The 24,215-nt window shown below is 69.0% G+C and carries 22 protein-coding genes; 14 read left to right on the top strand and 8 right to left on the bottom strand.

What is annotated here, in order from left to right; translation table 11 throughout:
• Window positions 1–125 precede the first annotated feature (125 nt).
• The 3 genes from IC605_RS23665 to sucC form a co-directional block, all read right to left on the bottom strand.
• Window positions 126–695, bottom strand: a complete 570-nt coding sequence (locus IC605_RS23665) for a hypothetical protein (RefSeq protein ID WP_216329622.1) — start codon at window positions 693–695, stop codon at window positions 126–128.
• 126 nt (window positions 696–821) lie between these two features.
• The gene (gene sucD / locus IC605_RS23660; RefSeq protein WP_216329620.1) at window positions 822–1,733 is read right to left on the bottom strand and encodes a succinate--CoA ligase subunit alpha; all 912 of its coding nucleotides are present in this window, start codon (window positions 1,731–1,733) and stop codon (window positions 822–824) included.
• Complete coding sequence (gene sucC, locus IC605_RS23655) at window positions 1,733–2,878, bottom strand: ADP-forming succinate--CoA ligase subunit beta (protein WP_216329618.1); 1,146 nt, start codon at window positions 2,876–2,878, stop codon at window positions 1,733–1,735. The genes sucD and sucC overlap by 1 nt, the downstream gene beginning before the upstream one ends.
• Before the next feature lie 162 nt (window positions 2,879–3,040).
• Here sucC and IC605_RS23650 point away from each other — a divergent pair, with 162 nt between their 5' ends.
• The 3 genes from IC605_RS23650 (at window position 3,041) to IC605_RS23640 (ending at window position 6,178) form a co-directional block, all read left to right on the top strand.
• Entirely contained in the window at window positions 3,041–4,087 is a 1,047-nt protein-coding gene (locus IC605_RS23650; protein ID WP_216329616.1) for a M24 family metallopeptidase, read from the top strand.
• 86 nt (window positions 4,088–4,173) lie between these two features.
• Window positions 4,174–4,635 carry a YbjN domain-containing protein gene (locus tag IC605_RS23645; RefSeq protein WP_216329614.1) on the top strand — a complete coding sequence of 154 codons (462 nt, stop codon included), beginning with the start codon at window positions 4,174–4,176 and terminating at the stop codon, window positions 4,633–4,635.
• Window positions 4,636–4,978: 343 nt separating this feature from the next.
• The gene (locus IC605_RS23640) at window positions 4,979–6,178 is read left to right on the top strand and encodes an MFS transporter (RefSeq protein WP_216329613.1); all 1,200 of its coding nucleotides are present in this window, start codon (window positions 4,979–4,981) and stop codon (window positions 6,176–6,178) included.
• Window positions 6,179–6,295: 117 nt separating this feature from the next.
• Here the strand turns inward: IC605_RS23640 and pepF are convergent, their stop codons facing one another.
• Complete coding sequence (gene pepF, locus IC605_RS23635; protein WP_216329611.1) at window positions 6,296–8,101, bottom strand: oligoendopeptidase F; 1,806 nt, start codon at window positions 8,099–8,101, stop codon at window positions 6,296–6,298.
• A 27-nt stretch (window positions 8,102–8,128) separates the two neighbouring features.
• Entirely contained in the window at window positions 8,129–8,923 is a 795-nt protein-coding gene (locus IC605_RS23630) for a TrmH family RNA methyltransferase (protein WP_216329609.1), read from the bottom strand.
• Window positions 8,924–8,955: 32 nt separating this feature from the next.
• On the opposite strand from IC605_RS23630, the gene IC605_RS23625 reads away from it, so the two are divergent.
• From IC605_RS23625 to IC605_RS23615, 3 genes are read left to right on the top strand one after another with little or no spacing between them, the layout of a single operon-like run.
• Window positions 8,956–9,336, top strand: a complete 381-nt coding sequence (locus IC605_RS23625; RefSeq protein ID WP_216329606.1) for a YchJ family protein — start codon at window positions 8,956–8,958, stop codon at window positions 9,334–9,336.
• 36 nt (window positions 9,337–9,372) lie between these two features.
• Window positions 9,373–10,311 carry a prohibitin family protein gene (locus tag IC605_RS23620; RefSeq protein WP_216329605.1) on the top strand — a complete coding sequence of 313 codons (939 nt, stop codon included), beginning with the start codon at window positions 9,373–9,375 and terminating at the stop codon, window positions 10,309–10,311.
• A 42-nt stretch (window positions 10,312–10,353) separates the two neighbouring features.
• Complete coding sequence (locus IC605_RS23615) at window positions 10,354–10,914, top strand: hypothetical protein (RefSeq protein WP_216329603.1); 561 nt, start codon at window positions 10,354–10,356, stop codon at window positions 10,912–10,914.
• Window positions 10,915–11,033: 119 nt separating this feature from the next.
• Here the strand turns inward: IC605_RS23615 and IC605_RS23610 are convergent, their stop codons facing one another.
• Window positions 11,034–11,807, bottom strand: coding sequence for an IS982 family transposase (locus IC605_RS23610; RefSeq protein ID WP_216329601.1), 774 nt, complete (start codon window positions 11,805–11,807; stop codon window positions 11,034–11,036).
• Between IC605_RS23610 and IC605_RS25660 the strand changes: the two genes are divergently transcribed.
• The gene (locus IC605_RS25660) at window positions 11,784–12,260 is read left to right on the top strand and encodes a HEAT repeat domain-containing protein (protein ID WP_425514243.1); all 477 of its coding nucleotides are present in this window, start codon (window positions 11,784–11,786) and stop codon (window positions 12,258–12,260) included. The genes IC605_RS23610 and IC605_RS25660 overlap by 24 nt on opposite strands.
• Window positions 12,261–12,302: 42 nt before the next feature.
• Here IC605_RS25660 and IC605_RS23600 read toward each other — a convergent pair whose 3' ends face one another.
• Window positions 12,303–13,211 carry an AEC family transporter gene (locus tag IC605_RS23600; protein ID WP_216329597.1) on the bottom strand — a complete coding sequence of 303 codons (909 nt, stop codon included), beginning with the start codon at window positions 13,209–13,211 and terminating at the stop codon, window positions 12,303–12,305.
• A gap of 98 nt (window positions 13,212–13,309) precedes the next feature.
• Between IC605_RS23600 and IC605_RS23595 the strand changes: the two genes are divergently transcribed.
• Together IC605_RS23595 and IC605_RS23590 are read left to right on the top strand one after the other, a co-directional pair.
• Entirely contained in the window at window positions 13,310–14,197 is an 888-nt protein-coding gene (locus IC605_RS23595; RefSeq protein WP_216329595.1) for an NAD(P)-dependent oxidoreductase, read from the top strand.
• Entirely contained in the window at window positions 14,194–15,069 is an 876-nt protein-coding gene (locus tag IC605_RS23590; RefSeq protein ID WP_216329593.1) for a DegV family protein, read from the top strand. The genes IC605_RS23595 and IC605_RS23590 overlap by 4 nt, the downstream gene beginning before the upstream one ends.
• A gap of 9 nt (window positions 15,070–15,078) precedes the next feature.
• Here the strand turns inward: IC605_RS23590 and IC605_RS23585 are convergent, their stop codons facing one another.
• A complete protein-coding gene (locus IC605_RS23585) occupies window positions 15,079–16,545 on the bottom strand; it encodes a glycoside hydrolase family 3 protein (RefSeq protein WP_343216708.1) in 1,467 nt (488 codons plus the stop codon).
• A 48-nt stretch (window positions 16,546–16,593) separates the two neighbouring features.
• On the opposite strand from IC605_RS23585, the gene IC605_RS23580 reads away from it, so the two are divergent.
• The 5 genes from IC605_RS23580 to IC605_RS23560 all read left to right on the top strand — a co-directional run bounded on the left by IC605_RS23580 (window position 16,594) and on the right by IC605_RS23560 (window position 24,122).
• On the top strand, window positions 16,594–17,280 hold the full coding sequence (locus tag IC605_RS23580) for an N-acetylmannosamine-6-phosphate 2-epimerase (RefSeq protein WP_216329592.1): 687 nt from the start codon (window positions 16,594–16,596) through the stop codon (window positions 17,278–17,280).
• A gap of 515 nt (window positions 17,281–17,795) precedes the next feature.
• Complete coding sequence (locus tag IC605_RS23575) at window positions 17,796–19,025, top strand: ABC transporter substrate-binding protein (RefSeq protein ID WP_216329590.1); 1,230 nt, start codon at window positions 17,796–17,798, stop codon at window positions 19,023–19,025.
• Window positions 19,026–19,182: 157 nt separating this feature from the next.
• The gene (locus tag IC605_RS23570) at window positions 19,183–21,207 is read left to right on the top strand and encodes a glycoside hydrolase family 20 zincin-like fold domain-containing protein (protein ID WP_343216707.1); all 2,025 of its coding nucleotides are present in this window, start codon (window positions 19,183–19,185) and stop codon (window positions 21,205–21,207) included.
• Between the two features lie 51 nt (window positions 21,208–21,258).
• Entirely contained in the window at window positions 21,259–23,487 is a 2,229-nt protein-coding gene (locus tag IC605_RS23565; RefSeq protein WP_216329588.1) for a type I restriction-modification system subunit M, read from the top strand.
• On the top strand, window positions 23,484–24,122 hold the full coding sequence (locus tag IC605_RS23560; protein ID WP_216329586.1) for a restriction endonuclease subunit S domain-containing protein: 639 nt from the start codon (window positions 23,484–23,486) through the stop codon (window positions 24,120–24,122). The genes IC605_RS23565 and IC605_RS23560 overlap by 4 nt, the downstream gene beginning before the upstream one ends.
• Window positions 24,123–24,215: the final 93 nt, after the last annotated feature.

The following is a 24,215-nucleotide window of genomic DNA, read 5'->3' as shown; positions in this document are numbered from 1 at the left end:
GGCAGAAACTGGGGCGGTTTTTCTTGAACGGCGAGGACCCCTTCCAGACCGGGAGAGACGGCTGCTGGGTGCAGCACCCTGTTGGAGCGAGAGGGGCCCGGGTCACCTCCCCAGGCCCCCTCCCCTCACCGCCCCGCCCGCAACGTCACTTCCGCCCCGTCCGCATAGGGGGTCACCTTCACCGCCCGGGCCACCTCGACCACCAGGGCGTTCCAGCCGCGCTTGAGGGCCGCCTCGTAGCCCCGGTTGGCCTTGACCGTCACGTCGCTACCCACCCACACGACGAAGAGGGTGCCGCGCCCCAGGTTGGCCGTCGCCTCGTTCAGCTCCTCGCTCTCGTCGCGGGTGCCGTTCCTGTTCACGTCGCGGTAGGTGAAGAACTTCAGCTCGGCGGCCTGGGCGGGAGCGCTGACGCTGACCGGATCGAGGACGCCGGGCCACGCGACATTCTGGGCGCTGAGGGGGGTCTGGGCGCGGGGGGCGGGCACGGTGTCCGGCAGACCGAGGCGGAAGCGTCCGCCCGCCGTCACGGGCACGCTGGCGACCTCCTGCACGGGCTGGCCGGAGGCGCTGACGGCCCACACGCCCACGCGGGTCTCGGGTAGGGCGCTTCCCGCCACACTCCCCGTCACCGTGAGGGCCCCTGCCGGGGGGGCGAGGAGGGCCGCGGCGAGGGGGAGGAAGCGGGTCTTCATGCCCCCAGTCTACGCGCGGGCCTGACGGCCAGTTGACGGCACATGACGGCTTGGGGGTGGAGGGGGCAAAGGAAGGGAGGCCGAAGCGTCCCGGCCCCGGCCTCCTCTCCCCCGCTCCCGCCCCGATCAGGCGGTGACGTTCAGCGCCTTTTTCACCAGGTCCACGATCTCGGGCATGGTGTCGGCGACGGGCACGTTCGCGGCCCCAAAGGCGGCGAGCTTGCTCTCGGGGGTGCCCACGTCGCCCATGATGATCGCGCCCGCGTGGCCCATGCGCTTGCCCTTGGGGGCGGAGCGGCCCGAGATAAAGGCGACGACGGGCTTGTTCATGTTCTGCGCGATGTACTCGGCCGCCGCCTCCTCGTCCGCGCCGCCGATCTCGCCGATCACGACCACCGCGTCCGTCTCGGGGTCGGCCTCGAACATCGGGAGCACGTCCGCGAAGGTCGTGCCGATCACCGGGTCGCCGCCGATGCCCACCGTGGTGCTCGTGCCCAGGCCCGCGTCCCCGAGCAGCTTGGCGGCCTCGTAGGTCAGCGTGCCCGAGCGGGAGATCAGGCCCACGCGGCCCTTTTGCCCGTAGATTTTGTTGGGCATGATGCCCACCTTGCACTCGCCGCTGGTGACGAGGCCGGGGCAGTTGCCGCCGATCAGGCGGATGCCCTGACCGCCCTGTTCACGGCTCATGGCGTCGAGGGCCTTCACTTCCTGCACGGCGCGCATCATGTCCACGGTGGGCACGCCCTCGGTGATCAGGACGATCAGGGGGATGCCCGCGTGGGCGGCCTCCAGCACGGCGTCGGCGGCCCCGGCGGGGGGCACGAAGATGATGGAGACGTTGGCGTCGTGGGCCGTCTTGGCCTCCTCGACGGAGTTATACACCGGCCAGCCCTCGAACTCCTGGCCGCCCTTGCCGGGGGTCACACCCGCGACGACCTGGGTGCCGAATTCGCGCATCGCGCGGGCGTGGTTGGCGCCCTCGCGGCCAGTGATGCCCTGGACGATGACGCGGCTGTTGCTATCGACGAGGATGCCCATTACTTGTTCGCCTCCTGTGCGGCAGCCTCGGCAGCCTGGAACATGTCGGGGTACATCTGGATCAGGGGGCTGTTGACCTCGGCGAGCAGCGCCTTGGCCTCTTCCTCCGCCGTGCCCGCGATCCGCATCCGGACGGGCTTGGTCAGGATGCCCTCGTTGAGCGCCTGAATGACGCCCTTCGCCACCTCGTCGGCGCGGGTGATGCCGCCGAAGATGTTGATGAAGATGGCCTGCACGTCGCGGTCCTTGGACACCAGCTTGACCGCGTTGTACACGATGTCGGCCTTCGCGCCGCCGCCGATGTCGAGGAAGTTGGCGGGCTTCGCCCCGGCGCGGTTCACCACGTCCAGGGAGGTCATCACGATCCCGGCCCCGTTGCCCAGCACGCCCACGTTGCCGTCGAGCTTCACATAGGCGAAGCCGTACTTGCTGGCCTCGATCTCCAGCGGGTGCTCGGCCTCCAGCTCGCGCCAGTCGAGAAGGTCCTTGTGGCGGTACATGGCGTTGTCGTCGATCTCGAACTTGGTGTCGAGCGCGAGCGGCGTGCCGTCCGCCTCCACGAAGAGGGGATTGATCTCGACGAGCACGGCGTCCATCTTGAGGGCCGCCTCCGACATCTTGACCATCATGTCGGCGATCTTGTTGAGGTTGCCCTTGAAGCCGGCCTGGATCGCCACCTCGCGCGCCTCGAAGGGGCGCAGGCCGGTCACCGGGTCCACGCGGTGCTTGATGATCTTCTCGGGGGTGGCGGCGGCGACCTCCTCGATCTCCATGCCGCCTTCCGCGGAGGCCATCAGGGTGTAGGACTGGACGTTGCGGTCCACGATCATGCCGACGTAGTACTCGGTGCCCGCGTCGATGTCGACGGCCTTGGTCACGAGGACCTTTTTCACCGTCAGGCCCTTGATGTCCATGCCGAGGATGTTCTGGCCGTTCTCGAAGGCCTTGTCGAGGTTGGGGCTGAACTTCACGCCGCCCGCCTTGCCGCGTCCGCCGACGTGGACCTGCGCCTTGACGACGACGGGTTGCCCGTACTCGCGGGCGATGTCGCGCACCTCGTCGGGCGTGTAGGCGACCCTGCCTTCTTGCACGTTGACGCCGAAGCGGCGCAAGAGCTCCTTGCCCTGATACTCGTGAAGCTTCACGGTTTCTCCTCCTGTGGCTCTGGGGTAGGCCGACTGTCTTTTGTCCCGAGGAAGGAGTATAAGCCGCCCCGCATTGCGGCTGCCGCCTTGTCCCCGCGGTGGGGACAGAAGGGAGGCGGCGCGGAAGAGCGGCCGCCGCGCCGTGTGTTACGTTGCCCGGCGATGAGCCAACTGGAGGGGTTGAGGGCGGCGATGGGCCGCGCGGGCGTGGACGCCCTGTGGGTGAGCGGCCCGGCGAACGTGCGCGCGCTGAGCGGATTTTCGAGTTCCTCGGACGGCAAGGTGCTGGTGACGGCGGGGGAGGCGACACTCTACACCGACGCCCGGTACACGGTGCAGGCGCGGGAGGAGTCGCCGCTGACCCTCTTCGTCGCCCGCCCGCCGGAAACGTACGCGCACGCCGCCTCCGCCGTGAAGGGGCTGCGGGTGGGCTTCGAGGCCGAGCACCTGACGGTGGCGGGGCTGGAGGACCTGCGGGCGCACTGGGACGCGGCGCTGGTGCCGACCCGGGGGCTGGTGGAGGCGCTGCGCCTGGTCAAGACGGCGGAGGAGGTGCAGGCGATCCGCGACGCGCAAGGCGTCGCCGACCGGGTGTTCGGGGAGGTGCGGCCCATGATCCGGGCGGGGGTGCGCGAACTCGACGTGGCGCTCGAACTCGAACTCGGGCTGCGGCGGGCGGGGGCGTCGGTCGGCTTCGACGTGATCGTGGCGAGCGGGCCGCGCGGGGCGATGCCGCACGGGGTCGCGTCGGAAAGGGTGATCGAGGACGGCGACCTCGTGACGGTGGACTTCGGGGCGAGGTTGAAGGGCTACCACTCCGACATGACCCGGACGGTGGCGGTGGGCACACCGACCGAGGAGATGCGGCGCGTGTATCACGCCGTGCTGGAGGCGGAGGAAGCCGCCGTCGCCGCGGTGCGGCCCGGGGTGCGGGCGGCGGACCTCGACGCGCTGGCCCGCGGGATTCTGGAGCGGCACGGGCTGGGTGAGGCGTTCGCGCACTCGCTGGGGCACGGGGTGGGGCTGAACATCCACGAGGGGCCGAGCCTGCGGGGGGGCAGCGAGGACATGCTGGAAGCGGGCATGGTGGTGACGGTCGAGCCGGGGGCGTACCTGCCGGGGGTGGGCGGGGTGCGGATCGAGGACCTCGTGCTGGTGACGGAGGGGGGCTGCGAGGTGCTCAGCCACGCCCCCAAGGAGCGGGTGTAGGCCCCGACACTTCGACCCGCCCCGGGTCTGAACGGGGATGTTAGAATCGGCCCCGGGCTTCACCCCTTAGAGGAGGATTGGTTTCAATGACGATGGAAACGGCGCTTCTGACGCTGGACACGCTGGCGAAGTACCTGCGCGACAAGGAAGTTCAGCTCGACCTCGAGGAAAACAACGGCCAGCGCTTCATCCGCATGGGCTGGCGCTTCGAGATGGGCGACGCGGCGGTGCTCGTCTCCGTGAATGACGGCCCCAACAACACCAGCCGCCTGGAGATCACCTGCGTGACCCAGAAGCAGTACCCCGAGCGGCGCGCGGAGATCGTGAATATCCTCAACGACCGCAACCGCGAGCGGGCCTTTTCCCGCTCCATCGACGGCGACGGCAACGTCTGGCTGGAATACGTGGGCTTCTACCCCACCCTCGCCGAGATGCCCCAGGAGACCTTCGATACCCTCTTCGGCGGCGTGCTGATGCACTTTCAGGACGATTACGCGGCGCTGGAGGGCTTCGTCCCCGGCCCACAGCTCCAGCAGCCCCAGGCGTAAGGGGGTGGGAAGGGGTGGGGAGACTCACCCCTTTCTACGGATATGACAAGTGAATTTTTTAGCGAGCTAATAGGTTGTGACGTTTGTCTTTCTGACGTCACGTGTCGGAGGGATGCAGAGGGTGCTGGCGTGTCCACCGCCAACGGGCCGGGGATGGCCTCGCCCTCCACCGTGGGGCCGGTGGGTGAGACTCGGGGGCCTGAGCGGACGGCCATGCCGCCGCCTCGCCGGGGTTCTTCTTCGGGGTGCGGGGCGGTGGGCCGCAGACCCCGAGCTGAGGTTGAATGGACACGGGCGTGCGTGCTTCTGCTCTTTGCGGAGGTTTTCTGCTGTAATCGTCCCTATGCCGCGCCGCCCCCTGCTCGCCCTGCTGGCGTTTCTCGCCTTTATCAGCCTGGGGCTGCCCGACGGCCTGCTGGGCGTGTCGTGGCCGTCCATCCGCGGGGACTTCGGCGTGCCGCTCGACGCCCTCGGCCTGCTGGCGGCCGTTCAGATGGCGGGGTACCTGACCTCCAGCTTCCTCAGCGGGCGGATTCTGCGGGTGCTGCCCATCGGCACGGTGCTCGCGCTCTCGACGCTCGCCGCCGCGCTCGCCCTGCTGGGCTTTGCCCTCACGCCCCTGTGGCCGCTGCTGCTGGCGCTGGGCTTCCTGGCCGGGCTGGGCGGGGGGGCCATCGACGCGGGGCTGAACGCCTACGGCGCGGCGCACTTCAGCGCCCGCACCCTCAACTGGCTGCACGCCTTTTTCGGGCTGGGGACCACCCTCGGGCCACTCATCGTCACGGCGGTGCTGAACTCCGGGAACGTCTGGCGCTGGAGCTACGTCATCGTCGGCAGCGCCCAGTTGCTGCTGGCCCTCGTCTTCGCCCTGACCCGGGGGCGGTGGGTGGACGCCGCGGCGTCCGGCGCTGAGGCCGCCGCCCCCGTCCCGGCGGCCCGCACCCGCGACACGCTGCGGCGCCCCATCGTCTGGCTGGGGATGCTGACCTTCTTCTTCTATTCCGGGCTGGAGATGGCGACCGCGCAGTGGAGCTACTCGCTCCTGACGCTGGGGCGCGGGGTCCCGGAGGGGGCGGCGGGGCTGTTCGTGAGCCTCTACTGGGGCAGCCTGATGGTCGGGCGGATTCTTTTCGGATTGATCGCCAACCGCGTTCCGCTGGTGGGGACGCTGCGGCTGTGCCTGATCGCCAGCGCCCTCGGGGCCCTGCTCTTCTGGCTGGAACCGACCCGCCCGCTCTCGGTCGCCGGGCTGATGACCATCGGCTTTTTCCTCGCTCCCATCTTCGCCTCGCTGATCAGCCTGACCCCGGGGCGCGTCGGCCGGGCGCACGCGGACAGCGCCATCGGCTTCCAGATCGCCTCGGCCGGGCTGGGCGGGGCCACCCTCACCGCTCTGGTCGGGGTCATCGCCCGCGCGGGCGGGCTGGAACTGATCGGCGTCTGCATCGTGGTCGCCGCCGTGCTGCTGCTGGCGCTCTACGAGGTCTTCATCCGGGTGGGAAGCGGGACCACGGCCACGCCCGCGGAGGCCGTGTCGTCGTAAGGCAAAGTCGCCCGAAGCTTCCTCCGGCGAGCCGGGCTCGGCCCGGGAAGAGCGCGGCCACGCGGACGGTGCGGGGCACCCGTCACGCTGTCTCCGGCTTCCCTACGGGTGGTCGTCTCAACTGGAGGCCCGCTCTCCCTCCAGTTCCTCCAGCCGCTCGACGTACCCCGCCAGGGTGCGGAAGGTCGCCTCCACGGGCTCGGGTGAGAGCATGTCCACCCCGGCTTCCCTCAGCGCGTCGATGGGGTCGAGGCTGCCGCCGGAACGCAGGAAGGCGAGGTAACGCTCGCGGGCGCCCTCCGGGTCGGCGCCGAACTGGGTCAGGAGCTGGTGGGCGGCGCTGATGCCGGTGGCGTACTGGTAGGCGTAGAAGTTGGCGTAGAGGTGGGTGGAGAACTGCGCCCAGAGGATGCCGCTGCGCTCGCGGTCCATCGTCACCCCGTCGCCGTAGCCCTGACTCAGAAGGTCGGCGGTGAGCCCCGTCAGGTCGGGGGCGCTCAGCGTGCCGCCCGCCTCGATCCGGCGGTAACACTCCAGCTCGAAGGCGGCCAGGGTGGGCATGATGAAGAAGTAGCGGTGGAAGTTCGACAGCGCCTCCTCGATGATCGCCACCTCGAAAGCGGTGTCGCCCGCCTCGCGCGCCTGTTGCAAGAGGGACTGCCGCACCATCGCCTGATCGAAGTTGCTCGCCACCTCGGCGTGGAAGAGGGTGTACCGGGGCACGGCCTGGGGGTGCTCGCGTTGGGAGAGCAGGGAGTGCATGGAGTGGCCGATCTCGTGGGCGAGGGTCGAGTAGCTCGACATGGTGCCGTTCCAGGTCATGAAGATGTAGGGCTTCACCCGCCCGGCCCCGGCGGAATAGGCGCCCTGACGCTTGCCCTCGTTGGCGGCGTAGTCCACCCAGCGCCCCTCGGTCAGGCCCGCCCGCAGCTCCCGCACGTACGCCTCGCCGAGGGGGGCCATGCCCTGCGCGATCCACTCCACCGCCTGCCCGTAGCTCACCTCGCGGGGGGGGACCAGGGCCGCCTTCACGTCGTACTCGCGCAGCTCGGGGAGGCCGAGCCACTTCTTGCGCACGTTCCAGTAGCGGTGCCAGGTGGGCGTGTGGGCGCGGTAGGTATCGAGGAGGGTGGTCACGACCTCCAGCGGAATGCGGTCGGGGGCGAGGGTCGCGGTGATCGCATCGGGGTAGCGGCGGGCGCGGGCGAGGAAGACGTTCTGGCGGACGTTGGTGGCGTACATCGCGGCCTGGGCGTGGCGGACGGCGAGGTGGGCGTCGGCGTAGTTCTCCCAGGCCTGGCGGCGGACCTCGCGGTCGGGGTCGGAGGTCAGGCGGTCCACGTTGCCCTGGGTGACGGGTTCGCCCCCGGCCGTGCCGAAGCGCAGGTCCATGTTGGCGAGGGTGGGGTGGATGCCGCGCCCTGCGGCGAAGGGGGCCTGGACGGCGCCGAGGAGTTCTTCGACCTCGGCGGAACGGACGTGCTCGCGGGTGCGCCACAGCCGCTCCAGGCGGATGCGGTGGTCGGCGAGGTCGGGGTGGGTAAGCCACTCCCGCACGGTCGCCTCATCTAGCGTGAGGAGTTCGGGTTCCGCGAAGGCGGTCCCGCTGGCGTACTGAGCGGCGATGGCGCTGGCCCGGTCGCGGCGGGCGGCGGCCTCGGCGTCGCGGCCGTCCACGCTGGCCCCCATGCTCGCGTAGGAGAGGAGGCGGGTCAGCCTCAGCTCGACCTCACCCTCCTCGCGCAGGTAGGCGGCGAGGGCGCCTTGGCCGCCGAGCTGCCCCGCGTGCCTGCTCAGGGCGTCGATGGCGCCGGGCAGGGCCTCCGCCTCGGCCTCCCAGTCCTGCACGGTGGGAAAAAGGGCCTCGATGTCCCAGGTCTGCTCGCGCGGCACGTCGGCCCGCCTCGGCAAGGTTGTGGTCATGCGGGGCAGGCTAGCACTCCGCCTGAACTACCCCCCTACCGTTCGGCGCTGTCTCAAGCACTCGTACAGCACGAGCGCGGCGGCGGTCGCCACGTTCAGGCTGTCGGCGGCGCCGTGCATGGGCACGCGGACGGGCAGTTCGGCGGCCCGCCACTCCGGGGGCAACCCCTCGTGCTCCGCGCCCAGGACGAGGGCGACCCGGCCCGTCAGCGGCGCGTCCCAGTAGACCTGGGGGGCGTCGGGGGTGCAGGCGACCCGCGTGAAGCCCCGCCCGGCCAGCCATTCCAACGCCTCCCCTTCCTCCAGCGCGACGACGGGCAGGCTGAAGACGCTGCCCTGACTCGCGCGGATCACGTTCGGGCCGTAGGGGTCGGCGCCGCGCCCGAGGACGATCACGCCCGACGCCCCCGCCGCGTCCGCCGTCCGCAAGATCGCGCCCACGTTGCCGGGCTTTTCCAGGCCGTGCAGCACGACGAGGAGGGCGTCGCCGGAAGGGTCGGGGAGGGGTGGGGCAGGGGTGGGGGCGACCCCGAGCAGGCCGTCCGGATTCTCGCGCCCGCTGACCTTCTCGAACGCCTCGCGGGAGAGGTGGACGGGGGTGCCGGGGAGAGAGGGGGCCACCTCCCGCGCTTCCGGGCTGAAAAGGGGCGGGCAGAGGTAGAGGGTCTGAAGCGCAACCCCCGCCGCCACCGCGCGGGAGAGTTCGCGGGCGCCCTCGATCAGGATGACGCCCTCGCGGTCGCGGTCGCGGCGTCCACGCAGGCGCGCGAGCCGCTTGACGTGCGGATTTTGTAGGGAGGTGATCACGCCTTCGCCGGTCATCGGGGCCCAGTATGCCCGCTATCCTCCCTCCCATGCCCCTCCCCTTTCCCGTCTTCAAGCCCTGCCCGTGCGGCTCGGGGCGCAGTTACGGCGCGTGCTGCGGGCCGCTGCACCGGGGCGAGCGGGAGGCGGCGACGCCGGAGGAGCTGATGCGCTCGCGGTACTCCGCCTACGCCCTGCGCGACACGGCCTACGTGCGGCGGACGTGGCACCCGGGGACGTGCCCGCCCGACCTCGACCTGGACGATGACGAGGCGCGATACCTGGGGCTGACGGTCCAGCGGGCGGAGGGGGACGAGGTGACCTTCACGGCGACCTTGCGGGTGGGGGGACGGACGCACCGCCTGCGCGAGCGGAGCACCTTCGCCCGGCTGGAGGGGCGCTGGGTGTACGTGGACGGGGTGACGGCGTAAGGGAACGGGAAGCCCGCCTGGCCCGTACCGGAGAGCATGACCAAAAGACAGGAGCAGGGCGGCGAGGGCACCCCGAGGCGGAGTTTTCCCGTGCGGCTGGGGCTGATCGTGGGGGGGCTGGCGCTCGCCGGGCTGGTGGTCGAGCAGGGACTGCGGGTGGTGCCCGCCGGGAACGTGGGCGTGGTGTTCAGCGCGCTCGGCGGCGTGCGGGCCCAGCCCCTCCAGGAGGGGGTGCATTTCGTCACGCCGTTCATCGACCGGGTGAACCTGTACTCGACGCGCACCCAGGAGGTCACGCTCTCGCACGCGCGGGGCGAGGGGGACGAGGGGGCGATCCGGGCGCGCAGCAAGGAGGGGCTCGACATCACGGCGGACGTGACGGTGCGCTACGCGATCAACCCGGCGCGGGCGTCGGAGCTGCACCAGAAGCTCGGCCCGGCGTACGAGCGGGTCCTGATCGCGCCCGAGATCCGCTCCAAGGTGCGCGACGCCATCGGGCAGGTCAACGCGGCGGACCTGATCAGCACCCAGCGGCAGGCGGTCGAGGTGCGGGTCTCGGAGGCGCTGAAACAGGAGTTCGCCCGCAACAACATCGTGCTCGACGCCGTGCTGCTGCGGGAACTCAAGATTCCCGAGAGCGTCGCCAAGGCCATCGAGCAAAAGCAGACCGCCGAGCAGCAGGTCGCGGTGGAGCGCAACCGGCTCCAGCAGGCCAACATCAGCGCCCAGCGCGCGGTCGTGGAGGCCGAGGGGGCGGCGCGGGCGGCGGTCGCCAAGGCGCGCGGCGAGGCGGAGGCGCTCAGCTTACGCGGGCGGGCCCTGCGCGAGAATCCGCAGCTCATCCAACTGACGGTGGCCGAGAAGCTCTCGCCCGGCATCAACACGGTGATGCTGCCCGCCGACGGGAACTTCCTGCTGGACCTCAAGAGCCTGCAAGGGCAACAAGGGGGGGTGGCGGCCAAACCGGGGAACTGAGGTGACGCAAAATAGGGGGATGAGCAAGGCGGAGGCGGGCGCGTGACGGCGGTGTTGCTGCTGCTGGTGATCTTCGGCGGCATCGCTTTAATCGTCTACGTGGACAACACGACGAAGGCGGGGCGGCGGGCGGCGCGGTTGCCGACGGGGCGCGGGGAGGCCCTGCCCGCCGCCGCGAGGCCCCTTCCCGCCCCGGCGCCGGAGCCCGTGGAGTCGCTCGTGCTGCGGCTGCCCGAGCCGCAGCGAGCGCGGGCGTGGGGGGTGCTGTGCGCGGTGGCGGACGCGCAGGCCGAGCCCGGCACGCCCGACGCGCGCACGGCGTACCTGCTGGCGGAGACGCGGCGGACGTACCTCCCGGAGACGGTCCGGGCGTACCTGGCCCTCACCGACGGGGCGCGGGAACGCCTCGCCGGGCAGGGCCAGCCCGCCGACACGCTGCTCGCCGAACAGCTCGCCCTGATCGAGGACGGGGTGCGCGAGGCGCTGCGGCACGACCACGCGGCCGCCGACCGATTGATGACGCAGGGGAGGTTTCTGCGGGAAAGGTTCGTGGCCGGGCGTGACGGGGGGCTGGAGTTGCCAGGAGATGCAACTCATGACTGACTCACGCGACGCTATTCTTCAAATCCTCGATTCTGGTTTGGGCAATAAAGTGACTGCACCCATTGTAGCCGCTCTCGAAAGAGCAGGTGACCAAGAGACGGCAAACATCTTAACGCCGTTTAGGGCCTAGTGAGGTTGTGAGCGAGGACAGCCAGCACGACACGAAGCCGTAAGCCTGCGAGCGTTTTGGCTTGAACGGAACGAATCTGCCCGGCGACGAGTTGTGAAAAGACGGTTTCGATGCGTTTGCGAAGTTTGGGGTGGCGGGTTTCCCGCCACCCCGTGTCGTATCGCGTGTTCTTCTTGGGCGGAAAGACAAAGCCCAGCGCGGCATAGCCTTTGTCTCCGATGATCTTGGGGCCACCGAACTCCGGCCACCTTTGATTCAGCTCAAAGCTGACGGTCAGGTCGTGGAGATTGGCGGGCCGGAGTGCGTACTGGACGATCTTTCCGCTGACGGTCACCCACGCATGCAACTTGTAGCCATAGAAGTCGCCCTGCGTTCCGTACCCCCACCGTGCACCCGGGAACGCGCAGCACTTCGTGCGTTTGGGACGGCAAATGGGGAGAGGCATCGAGTCGATGATGACCTCGGCCAAGTGTTCAGCCGTGTTTGCCAGGGTTTCGAGATGGGCCAAGAGCCGCAGGCTTCGCGTGTACGCCTGAGTGTACGAAGGAAGACCGTTCCGGTCTTCCTTCAAGAGGCTCCACCAGATGGACGCGTGAGGGACCTTGAACACGAATCGGCTCAGCAGCAACGCGATCAGCCAGGCGTCCGTGATCTTCTGGTGTGCGCAAGTCTTTCGGGTGCTGAACTGCCGCCGGGTCCAACGGTAGAAGTGGCGGATAGCTGCACGGCGGCTTAGACTATGAGGGGGACGATATCTAGCCATATCGTTCCCTTTTTATGCGCTCAGCACACTATTTTTGCCCCACTAGCTCCAGGCCCTAAACGGCGTATCTTAGTTGAATTGACCTCGCACCGTAACCCTGTACTCTCGTCCAATGCTCTTCATGCACTCCTCTCCGTAAACCAGCAACTGGCATTTGGCGTCCTCGAAGGACAACTAGAGCACTACGACAGTAATATAAGGTGGGGGGCCTGCCATGTGCTGGCTAAATACGGGACTGAACGCTCAGTCCGTCATGTGATAGAAGTTTTTTTGAACGACCCAGACGCCAATGTTCGTCACGTGGCAGCATACACACTCGGTTGCTTGGGAAGCCGCAGAGCCATTCCGGCCTTACGTCATGGTCTTCTTCACGATTCGGGTACAGACCACGAAGGCCACCCCATAGCCCAGATAGCAGCCGATGCTCTGGAGCACCTCGAAGGCAAAGAGTGATTCAAAACGTGACTCTCTGAGAAATAATTCACCCCTGGTGACTCACCCCAGCCGCCCGATGCCCGGCAGCAGCGTCACCACCAGGGCCGCCGTCGCCACGCTGGCGAGGGTGCTCAGGGCGACGGCACTCGCCACCGTATCCGCGTCCGCGCCGTACTCGCGGGCGAGGAGGAAGGCGTTGACGGCGGTGGGCATGGCGGAGGCCAGCACGAGGCCCTGGAGATTCAGCCCGCGCAGGCCGAGGAGCAGCCCCAGCCCGAGCGCGAGGGCGGGCATGGCGAGGACCCGCAGCAGGGTGGCGGTGAGGACGGGCCGGGTCAGCGCCACCCGCGCCGCCTGCCCGAGCTGGATGCCGAGCGAGAGCAGCACCATCGGCAGGGCGGCCTGACCGAGGAGGTCGATGCCCCGTCTCAGGCCCAGCGGCAGCGGCACGTCGAGGAGGCGGACGAGCAGCGCGGCGGCGATGCACCACACGACGGGGAGGCGCAAGACGGCGGTGAGCCCGGCCCTCGCCCCGCCCGACGAGCCGTATAGCAGCGGCCCGAGGGTGAAGGTCAGCACCACCGAGCACAGGAAGATCACGACCGCCTGGTCGAGCCCCGGCTGCCCCAGGGCGAACAGGGCGATGGGCAGGCCGAAGTTGCCGTTGTTGCCGATGGCGACGCTCGCCATGACGGCGCGGCGGGTGGGGCCCGGCACGCCCCGGGCGGCGAGAAAGGCGACGAGCACGCCGAGCAGCGCGAGCGCGAAGTATGCGGCGGCGAGCCGGAGTCCCGCCTGGGCCGTGACCGTCGTGCCGAGCAGGCTGCTCAGGGCCAGGGCGGGCGTCAGGGCGTTGAGGCTGACCTTGCCGAGGGTGTCCTGGCTGAGGGGAAAGCGCCGGGCGAGCACGGCCCCCACCCCCGCGACGAGCACGACGGGCAGCACGACGTTGAGGAGGGCCGCGAACACGGGGGGCAGGATACGCCGCCCCACCCTCGTACCGCTTTTCTGGACTCGGTTCAGCTTTCGGCCGGGAGGGCGGCCCGGCCCTTAGCCTGGGAGGCGACATGACCAGAACAGCCGCATTTCTCGGCCTGGGCGCGATGGGCGGGCCGATGGCCGCGCACGTCGTCCGGCATAGGCAGGCACAGGGCGGGCGGGCCCTCGTGTGGAACCGCACCCGCTCGAAGGCAGAGGCGCACGCCGCCGAATTCGGGGGCGAGGCGGTGGACCTCGCCGGGGTGGCCGGGGCCGACGTGATCTTCACCTGCCTCCCCACAAGCGCCGAGGTGGACGGGGTGATGGACGCGCTGATCGGCGATTTGCGGGAGGGCGCGACCTGGGTGGACTGCACGAGCGGGCACCCGGAAGCGGCCAGGCGGCAATCGGCGCGGCTCTCGGAACGGGGCGTCGCCTTTCTCGACGCGCCCGTGAGCGGCGGGCCGTGGGGCGCCGAGGCGGGGAAGCTCACCGTGATGGTGGGCGGGGACGCGGGGGTGCTGGAGCGGGTGCGGGGGGACCTCGCTTTCGCGGGGCGGGTGGTGCACATGGGAGAGGTGGGGGCGGGCTTCGCGGTGAAGGCGGTGAACAACACCCTGATGGCGGTGAACATGTGGGCGGCGGGCGAGGGGCTGGCGGCGCTGGCGCGCACGGGGGTGGATCTGCGCGCGGCGCTCGACGTGATCAACGCGAGCAGCGGGCGCAGCTACCCCACCGAGAGCCTGATCGGGCAGCGGGTGCTGACCCGCGAGTTTCCCGTGACCTTCACGCTCGGGCTGCTCGCCAAGGACACCGGCATCGCCGCCGACGTGGTGCGGGAGGCGGGGGCGAGCGCGCCGGTGCTGACGCAGACGGCGGCTCTCGTCCGCGCCGCCGCCACGACCGTCGGTGCGGGAGCGGACTACAGCGCCATGCTGCGGCTGGTCGAGCAGATGAACGGCCGGGAGCTGCGGTGAAGCCCCTCTTCGCCGTCGCCACCGACGGCGGGTTGGACGCGTTCGCGGGGTTGCGAAACGACGTGCCCGTCGCGCCCTTCAGCGTGAACTTCGGCAGTGCGACCTACCGGATGAACGAGATCACCCGTGAGGAGCTGTTCCGCGAACTCCAGACCAACCCGGTCCACCCCACGAGCAGCCAGCCCACCCCGCAGGACTGGGCGGCGGCCTACCGCGCGGCGGGGGAGCGGGGGGAGGGGGCGGTCCTGCCGGTGCTCGCCCTCACGATCAGCGCCGGGCTCTCGGGCAGCCGCAACGCCGCCGAGCAGGCGCAGGCGGTCGTGCCGGACGTGCCGGTCACCATCCACGACACCCGGACGCTGAGCGCGGCGCAGGCCTTCCAGGTCCACGCCGCCGCCACCGCGAGCGAGCGCGGGGAGACGCTGGAGACGGCGCTGGGCTGGGTGCGGCGCACGTACGAGGAGACCGAACTGTACTTCACCATCGAGACGCTGGAGTACCTGCGCCGGGGTGGGCGGATCGGGCGGGTGCAGGCGACCCTCGGAGGGCTGCTGAACCTCAAGCCGGTGATCACGGTGGAGCGGGAGACGGGCGCCTACACGAACGTGGGCCGCGCCCGCAGCTACAAGGGGGCCATCGAGGCGGTCGCCGATCAGGTCACCCGGCGCCACGGCGAGGGCACGCCCCTGCGCCTGGGTCTGCTGTACGGCAGCGTGCGGGAGGATGCGGACGCGCTGCTGGAGGTGATAGGGCGGCGGCATCCGGTCGTCTGGTCGGGCTTCGCGGGCGTGAATCCGGTGCTCAACGTCCACACCGGGCCGCGGGCACTGGGGGTGGCGGCGGCGCCGGGGGCGTGGGTGTGGGAGCGGTGACGGGCCCCCTTACCCCTCGTCGCTGAAGGGCAGTCGGCCCGGTGCCCCCGCTTCCCCGCGCAGCCAGGCGACCAGGGCGGCGCGGGCCTCGGGGCGGAAGCCGTAGGTCAGGGCGGCGGGGGCGGGCACGTCGAGCACCGCAGAGGGGTTGTAGAGGGCGAGGTGGAGGTCGGGCCGGGCGCGGATGAGGGCCGCCGAGCGGTGCCGGGCCGCCGTGGCGAGGATCACGGGGAGGCCGGGGGCGCGGATCGCCTCCCAGTCGAGTTGCGCCGGGTCGTCGTAGGCGAGGAGGTCCACGTCGTAGACGGCGCCGAGGTCGTGGGCCAGCGTCCCCGCGTCCACGCTCGCCTCGCTGACGTTCTCGCGGGTCACCTTGCGCTGGGCGACGAGGCGGACACGGGTGCCGGGTTGGGGCGGGACTGGAGCGCGGTGGACCGTCAGGCCGCGTGCCCAGGCGTCCGCGAAGAGGGAGGCGTCGTCCTGGGGATCCAGGGTCGGGTCCGCCTCGGCGGGGTGGGCGGCGGCCAGGGTGCGCAGCCGCTCCAGGCTCGCCTCCACCTCACCCCGGTCGAGCGCACCCCTCAGCGCGTCCCCGATGGCGGCCAGGGTCGCCTCCTGCGCTTCCCGCCTCCCCAGCGCCATCACGAGGTCGGCCCCGGCGCGGAGGGCCAGCACCGCCGCTTCCCCGCGCCCGTAATTCGCGTCGATGGCCTGCATCCCCATGCTGTCGGTGACGGTCACGCCCGGGTAGCCCCACTCCCCCCTGAGCAGGTCGGTGAGGACCGCGCGGGAGAGGGTGGCCGGGTGCTCCGGGTCGAGCGCGTCGTAGACGATGTGGGCGGTCATCACGGCGGGGGCGGCGGAGAGGCAGGCACGGAAGGGGACGAACTCCACCGCGTCCAGCTCGGCGCGGGATTTCCTCACACGGGGCAGGGCGAGGTGGCTGTCGAGGTGCGTGTCGCCGTGTCCGGGGAAATGCTTGACGCAGCCCGCAACCCGTTCGCGCGCGTGCCCCCGCAACGCCGCCGCCCCCTGCCGGGCGACGAGCACGGGGTCCGCGCCGTACGCCCGCTCGCCGATCACCGGGTTGGCCGGATTCACGTTCACGTCGAGGACGGGGGCAAAGTTCCAGTTCACACCGACGGAGCGCAGTTGCCGGGCCAGCGCCGCGTTCACGTCCTCGGTGAGCGCCGCGTCGTCCGCCGCACCCAGACTCATGGCGGAGGGAGCGAAGGGCCAGAAGGTCGGGCGGAGGATGGCGCCCCCCTCGTGATCGAGGGCGATCAGGGCGTCCTGGCCCATCAGGTCGCGCAGGTCGGCGCAGAGTTGGCGGAGTTGCCCCGGGTCCTGCACATTCTTGCCGAAGAGGCACACGCTGCGGATGCCGTGCCGCCGCAGGTGGGCCGCCGTGTCCGCGTCGAGGGTGGGGCCGGGGATGTCCACCATCACCAGCGCGCCGGGTTGGAGAGAGGTCACGCGCCACAGCGTAAGCGACGAGGGGGCCGGGTGCGTATCCTGACGCCCATGCATCCCATCCTGGCGAAGTTGCGGAGCCAACTGATCGTGAGCGTGCAGGCGGACGAGGGAAGCCCGCTGCGGGAAGTCAGCATCATCGTGGCCCTGAGTCGGGCAGCCCTGCTCGGCGGCGCCTCGGCCCTGCGGCTGCGCAGCGGCGAGGACATCCGGGCGGTGCGGGCCATGCTGGAGGCGGAGGGAAAGAACGTCCCCATCATCGGCCTGACGAAGAACAATCACCCGGGCACGGACGTTTACATCACCGCCACGCCGGACGAGGTGCGGGAGGTCGCTGAGGCGGGCGCGGACGTGGTGGCCTTCGACGGAACGGACCTGCCCCGGCCCTCCACGGTGGCCCAACTTGTCGAGGTGACGCACGCGGCGGGCGTACTGGCGATGGCGGACATCAGCACGCTGGAGGAGGCGCGGGCGGCCTACGCGGCGGGCGCGGACATCGTGGGCACGACCATGAGCGGGTACACACCGCATAGCCCGAGGCAGCCGGGCCCCGACTTCGCCCTGATGGACGCCCTGCACGCCGAGGGCCTCCCCTTCATCGCCGAGGGGCGACTGAACACGCCCGAACTGGCGGCGGAGGCGCTGCGGCGCGGGGCGCACGCGGTCGTGGTGGGGAGCGCGATCACCCGACCGGACCACGTGACGCGCTGGTTTGCCCAGGCGGTGCGGGGGGTGTAGGACGCTCCTTGGAATCGTCGTGCCACGTCAGCCACGGAGCCCGCTCGCCGTGTCGGTAGAAGTGGGCGAAAGCGTCTACCCCCTCGGCAAGTGGGACCAGCCACGACGAGGGAAAGGCGTTAACCTGCCCGTTGCTCAGGACAAACCCAGAGACGGTCTCTTTCGGGCCCTCAATCCGAGCGGCCCGCGTCGTCCAGCCCGGATGCTCCCCCTCCACGTCGGGAAGGTGCAGCAGGAAGGCCTCCCGACCGTTGCTGAGCAGACTGCCGCTCTCCGAGTCCTCCAACCAGACCTCGGCGGGGTGACCCTCCCGCCCCGGGGTCAGATGCTCGCGCAACTCCTCCTCGTCGTGAACCCGGAGCCTTGGTTGAGCAGGCACGTTCGCACCCCGCCACCGCAGCAGGGCACCCTGCCCCCCACCCCACATGAGACCCCGCCCTCTTCCTCTCAGACGACTTCAGGAACCCCACGCTACAGTCTTGGGCACGCCCTAAGCCTGTTCTCAAGGAGTGCCCATGAAGAAGTTCCTCGTGACCGCCGCCCTCTTGGCCCTCGGCAGTGCCAGCGCGCAGAAGACGCAGATGGAGTTCTGGACGATTGCGCTCGCGCCCCTCTTCAACGATGAGATGAACCGTCTGGTCGCCCAGTTCGAGAAGGAAAACCCGAACGTGGACCTGAAGTGGGTGGACGTGCCCTCCTCGGCCATCGAGCAGAAACTTCTGGCCTCCATCGCCTCGGGCCGCCCGCCCGCCGCCGTGAACCTCTCCAGCGACATGGTGGTGAAGATGGTGGACCAGGGCGCGCTGGAGCCGCTGACGCTGACGGACGCGCAGAGGAAGCTCTACTTCCCCAGCCCGCTGAATACCTTCTCGTACGACGGCAAGGTGATGGGCGTGCCGTGGTACTGGTCGCCGAAGGTCGTGGCGTACAACGTGGACATCTTCCGCAAGGCGGGCCTCGATCCCAACAACCCGCCCCGTACCATCCAGACGCTGATCACCGCCGCCCGGCAGATCAAGGACAAGACGGGCATGTACGGCTTCGTGCCCAACATCAACAACCTCAACCTGCTGTACCTCTTCCAGGAGGCGGGGCTGCCCGTGTTCGACAAGTCGGGCGGCAAGGCGGTGTTCAACTCGCCGCAGCACGTCCAGCTCCTCCAGACGTACGTGGACCTGTACAAGAAGGGTTATATCCCCGAAGACACCATGCGCCGGGGCTTTACCGCCGCGACCGAGCTGTACTCCAGCGGCAAGCTGGGAATGCTGATCACCGGGCCGCAGTTCATCCTGCGGGTAGCGAACGACAATAAGTCGGTGTATGACGTGACGAAGGTGGCGCCCTACCCCATCAACATCGCGGGGAACGTCATCCACACGCCTCTGATGGGCTTTTCGGTGCCCAAGGGCGCGCGCGACAAGACGCTGGCGCAGAAGCTGGCGCTCTTCCTGACGAACGACGTGAACCAGCTCGCCTTCTCCAAGGTCACGAAGACGACCTTCCCCAGCACCGTGAAGGCGAGCACGGACCGGTTCTTCAAGCAGGGCGGGCAGAACGCCACCGACCAGGGCCGACTCGTCGCCAGCACCGAGCTGAAAAAGGCCCGGGACCTGACCCTCGTGTACCCCGACGCGGGCAAGCTCAACAAGGTCTTCAAGGACAACGTGGAGGCGGCGATGACCGGCCAGAAGGGCGCCAAGCAGGCCCTCGACGACATCGTGAAGGCGTGGAACGCGAGCCTGTAAGGGCAAGCGATGAGCGATGAGGGGCGGCGCGTGAGCCTGGAAGAACCGGGCCGCGTGCCGCCCCTCTTGGTCTTTTTTCTCCCTCTCCCCTCGTGGGGGAGGGTCGGGGAAGGGGGTGGCAGGCCCCGCCTGCCCTCCGTTCCTCTGAGGTGAACAAGTGCGCCCAGCAAGCATCTTCCTGATAACTAGCCTTCTCCTCTCCCCCGTCCTCGCCGCCCCCCTCCCCGTTACCGCCGTCCCGGATGCAAAAGCCGTCCAACCCAGCCCGAACCTCGTGCCCCAGCCGAAGAAGGCGGAGTTTTCAACCGGGGCCCTCCCCCTCTCCGGCCTCGGCGTGCGGGTGGTGGGGAACGCGCCCGAGCTGGGCTGGGCCGTGCGCGACCTGCGGGGCGAGTGGCAGACGCGGCTGGGGGCGAGCCTCCCCGACGGGGGCAACCGCAGCATCGTCATCGGCACGCGGGCGGACGCGGGGCTGGCGGCGAAGGCGCGGGCGGCGGGCCTCTATACCGACGCGGCGGAGGGGTACGCGCTGTGGGTGGACGGAACGGGGGCCTACGTGATGGGGGCCGACCCGAAGGGCGCGTATTACGGCGCACAGACGTTGCAACAACTGCTCACGCCGGGGGGAATCCGGTTTGCCCGCGTGCAGGACTCACCCACCCTGAAACAGCGGGTGGCGATGCTGTACCTCGACGGCTCGGGCGGGGCCGTGAACGACCGCCTGATCCCCATGCTGGCGGGGCTCAAGTACAACGCCGTCCTCGTAATGAGCAATTACGTCCAGTGGGACGTGGCTCGCGCGGGCGGCTGGGCGCACCCCGGCGGCGCGACGAAGGCGGAGGCGGCGCGGGTGGCGAAACTGGCGCGCGAGCACGGGCTGGAGGTCATCCCCCTGATCGAGACGCTGGGGCACACGCAGTGGATGTTCCAGGGTGGCAAGAACCTCGACCTCGTGCAGGACCCGGACTCGCAAAACCCCTTCGCGTACGACACGCTCAACCCGCAGACGTACGACCGGGTGGTCTTCCCCGTGCTGCGCGAGGCGGTGGAGGTCTTCCGGCCGAATGTCATCCACATCGGCCACGACGAGGTGCGCAACCGCGACCGCTTCCCCGCGCGGGCGAACGGCAAGGCGGCGGGCTTCGAGAAGCTGTTCGTGGACGACACGGTGAAACTGCACGACTTCCTGAGGGCGCAGAACGTGGGCACGATGATCTGGCACGACGCGGCCTTCGCGGACAGCGTGATCGACACCCTGCCCGCGCGGCTTCCCAAGGACATTCAGGTCGCGTACTGGGCCTACGCGCCGGGCACCGAATTCCCCATGCTCTCCCGCATCGAGGCCCTGGGTTTCCCGGTGCTGGGCGCCTCCTGGCACGAGCCGGGCAACACGGAGGGGCTCGCCGGGGCCGCCGCGCGAACCGGAGCCGCGGGCATGATCCAGACGCGCTGGTCGGGGTACTTCGGCAACCCGAGCATCTGGGACGGGCAGGCCGAGCAGGGGGTGGCCTTCGTGCGGGCGGGGGCGAGCTTCTGGAATCCGGCGGGGAAGGTGACGGGGGCGGACGCGGTGTTCCGGGACCTGTACGCGCCGGGGGCCTACCGGAACACGGCGGGTGCTTTGGTCAATCTCGCGCCCCTCGTCAACCGCAAGCTCACCGACGAGGGTGGGCAGGGCTGGATTTTCAAGGGGCCGGACACCGACCTGCGCAACCTCCCGAGCGGGAACGTGCGGCTGGGGTCCTACCGCTTCGACGTGCGCGGGGCCGTGATGCTGCGGGGGAACCGGGCGGCGGCGAAGGGCCTCCCCGAGCGGGTGACGGTCGAGCTGGGGCGCAAGGCGGACGCGCTGGCCCTCCTGCACACGACGGGCTGGCCCAGCCCCACCCCCCGCGACGTGATCGGGCGGTACGAGGTGCGCTACGCGGACGGCAGCGTGGTGAACGTGCCGCTGGAGTACGGGCGCAACATCCGGGCCTGGACGGACACCGTGACCACGAGCATGATCGCCGCGCCGGGATGGAGGGGCAAGACGCGCGACGGCCTGGACGTGAACGTGCCCGTGCTGGAGTGGACGAACCCCAAACCGAACGTAGCCATTCAGAGTGTGACGCTGGTCAGCGAGGGCAAGGGGGCGAACCCGACCTTGATCGGGATGACGCTCGTCGGCGGGGGGAAGTAGCAGGTATCCCCGGTCACCCCGGCGCTACACTGGCCCACCGAGGAGAAGAATTTGACCCCAAGTACCAAGGCTCAGGCTGCCCTGGCCCTCCAGCGCGACCCCGACGGTAAGATTTTCAGCCACGTCCGCCAGAAGTGGCTGGTCGAGACTCCTGAGGAACGGGTGCGGCAGGAATACCTGCTTATCCTCGTCAACGAGTACGGTTTCGGGCTCGATCAGATCGGCGAAGAACGCGACCTCTCGGGGCGCGGCGCAGCCCAGGCCCGCGCCGATTTCGTGATTTGGCGCGGTACCGCCGACAAAAAAAATAATAATGCGCCCTTCATCATCGTGGAGTGCAAGGCCGACAGCATCACTATTGGCGAGAACGACTACATGCAGGGGGAACTGTATGCCCGCAATGTCGGGGCGCCCTTCTTCGTCACGCATAACAGTAAGGAAACCCGCTACTGGCGTGTCCAGAAGGACAAGATGCCCGGCTACCGCGTGGAGATCGAGAACATCCCACACGCGGATGACAGTGAAAAAGACATCGAGAAGCTACTTGCCAAACTCAAAACCTTCCGCGAGGACGAGTTTGCCCGGCTATTGCACGACTGTCATAACATTATTCGCAACCGCGAGAAACTCGATCCTGCCGCTGCCTTCGATGAGATCGCCAAAATTTTGTTCGTCAAGGTCTACGTGGAGCGCGAACTTCGCAGCAAGCGTGCGGCGAAAAATCTCTTCTCCGTCGAGGTTCTAGACCAGCAATTCGGAGAGGACCCCATCAACGCGCTGTTCGACCGAACCAAGGAGTATTACCAGACCGACCACATCTTCGAATCCGGTGAGCGCATCAATCTCAAGCCCGCCACCAGCCGCGCCATCGTCGAGAAGCTGGAGGCTTATAACCTGAGCGACACGGGCGAAGACATCAAGGGAATTGCCTTCGAACGCTTTCTCGGGCGAACCTTCCGGGGCGAGATCGGCCAGTTCTTTACCCCGCGTCCCATCGTCGAGTTCATGACCCGCCTCGTCGCGCCAGGAGAGGGCGATGTGATCCTCGACCCGGCGAGTGGTTCGGGGGGCTTCCTCATCCGCTTTTTCGAGATCGTGCGTGAGCAGATCGAGGGCAACATCGACCAGGATTTGCGGGCCTACAGTGCCGAGCTCGATGCTGACACCTCCCTGACGGATGAGGAACGCGCGGGGCGGCGGCTTGAGCGCTACGACACCCTGCGGCGAGAACTCGACCAGCGCCGGGAGGGCAGCCGGATGTGGCGCCTCGCCAACCGCTGCGTGTACGGTACCGACGCAAACGAGCGTATGGCCCGCACCAGTAAAATGAACATGATCATGCATGGTGACGGCCACGGCGGCGTCCACCACCACGATGGCCTCGTCAACGTCAACGGCATCTTCGAGGGTCGCTTCGACGTCATCCTGACCAATCCGCCCTTCGGCGCGAACGTGGAGGGCAGCGATAGGGTTCACGTCGCGGAACTGGCTGCTGAGACACGCCGCCGTTACGACGAGGCCTACGGCCAGGCCTATCGGGAGGCACAGGCACAGGCCGAGGCCCAGCAGGGGCAACGGCTTCTCGAAATCTTCGACCTTGGCAGGCCCAGGAGCGGCAAGCTCAGTGACAGCAGCAAGGTCAAGACCGAAATCTTGTTTCTGGAGCGCTGCCTGTCCCTCCTCAAGCCGGGCGGGCGCCTCGCCGTCGTGCTGCCCGAGGGCATCCTCAACAATCCCAGCCTGGGCTACGTGCGCGAGTACTGCGAGAACCGGGCGAAGCTGCGCGCCGTCATCAGCCTCCCGCCCGAGACCTTCCTATCCAGCGGCGCCACCGTCAAGACGAGCATCGTCTACCTTCGGAAGTTCACCGACGAGGAGCGTCGCGCGTACGAGGCTGCCCAGGCCGCTGCCCGCGCCGAGGTCGAGACTCGACACCAGCCCGAACGGGTTCAGGAGGGGGCCCGACTGGCCCGTGAGCTTCAGGCGGCCAAAGCAGCGTGCGACAAACCGAAACAGGCCGCCCTGAAGGCTGAGCGCCTCGCCTTCGAGAAGAGGCTCGCGCAGGCCAGCGAGCAAGAAACCCGCGCCCTGACCCGCGAACGGTTCGACTACCCCATCTTTTTTTACGAGGCGCAACGGGTGGGCATCACCTCCACGGGAGAGCCAGACCGCAACGAGCTGTACGGCGACGACCTTCCCGAGGGCCTAGACCGTTCCTGCCTCGACCTCTTTCGCGACTTCGAGCGCGACCCCGCCGCCTTCCTGGAGGAAGGGGCGTGACAGCAGACGCGCCCCAGCACCCCCGCGCCTTCGTGGTGCGTTTCAAAGAACTCACACGCTGGGACCCGGCCAGCTACCACGGCATGACCTGGCACTGGACGCTGGAAGTGCTGAGGCCCATCGGCAGCGTCCTCAGAAGCCGCAAGCTCAAGATCGACCTTCAGGCCACGCCCTTCGAAGGGCTGCAACCCATTACCGTTCACTTCGACGGTTCGGTAAGCAGACGGCAGGCCAAGCGCGAGTATTCCCTGCAACTGTTCGCGGCCATGCCCGGTGATCTGGTCGTTTCCAAAATCGATCTCAAAAACGGTGCCCTGGGCTTCGTTCCCGAAGGCTGGGACAATGTGGCGGTCACGGGCCATTTCGCCGTCTACGAGCTTGACAGGAGTCAAATTCTTCCCGAATACCTGCGGCGAGTGATCCAACTCTCGTCTTTCAAGAACCACCTGTGGCGAAACAAGGTGGGCGCGGAGGGCCGCAAGGAAGTCAAGCTCGACTTTTTCGAGCAACAGCTCATTCCCCTTCTTCCCCTCGCCGTCCAACAGGCCATCGTGGACTGCTGGCAACAGGGGCGAAGACGGGCGCAGGAGTTGGATGAACAGGCGCCAATAGACCTCCTGCGAAAGTCAGGCTGAGCGGGCGACGGTGAGGTTGCAGAGGGCGGCGATGAGGTGTAGACGAAGAGCAAAGCGGCGTCTGCGGTGTCGGTAGACCTCCTTGAGGACACG

Origin of the sequence: Deinococcus aestuarii (genome assembly GCF_018863415.1) — a bacterium.
Lineage (GTDB): Bacteria > Deinococcota > Deinococci > Deinococcales > Deinococcaceae > Deinococcus > Deinococcus aestuarii.
This window is presented reverse-complemented; position numbering and strand designations above follow the sequence as displayed.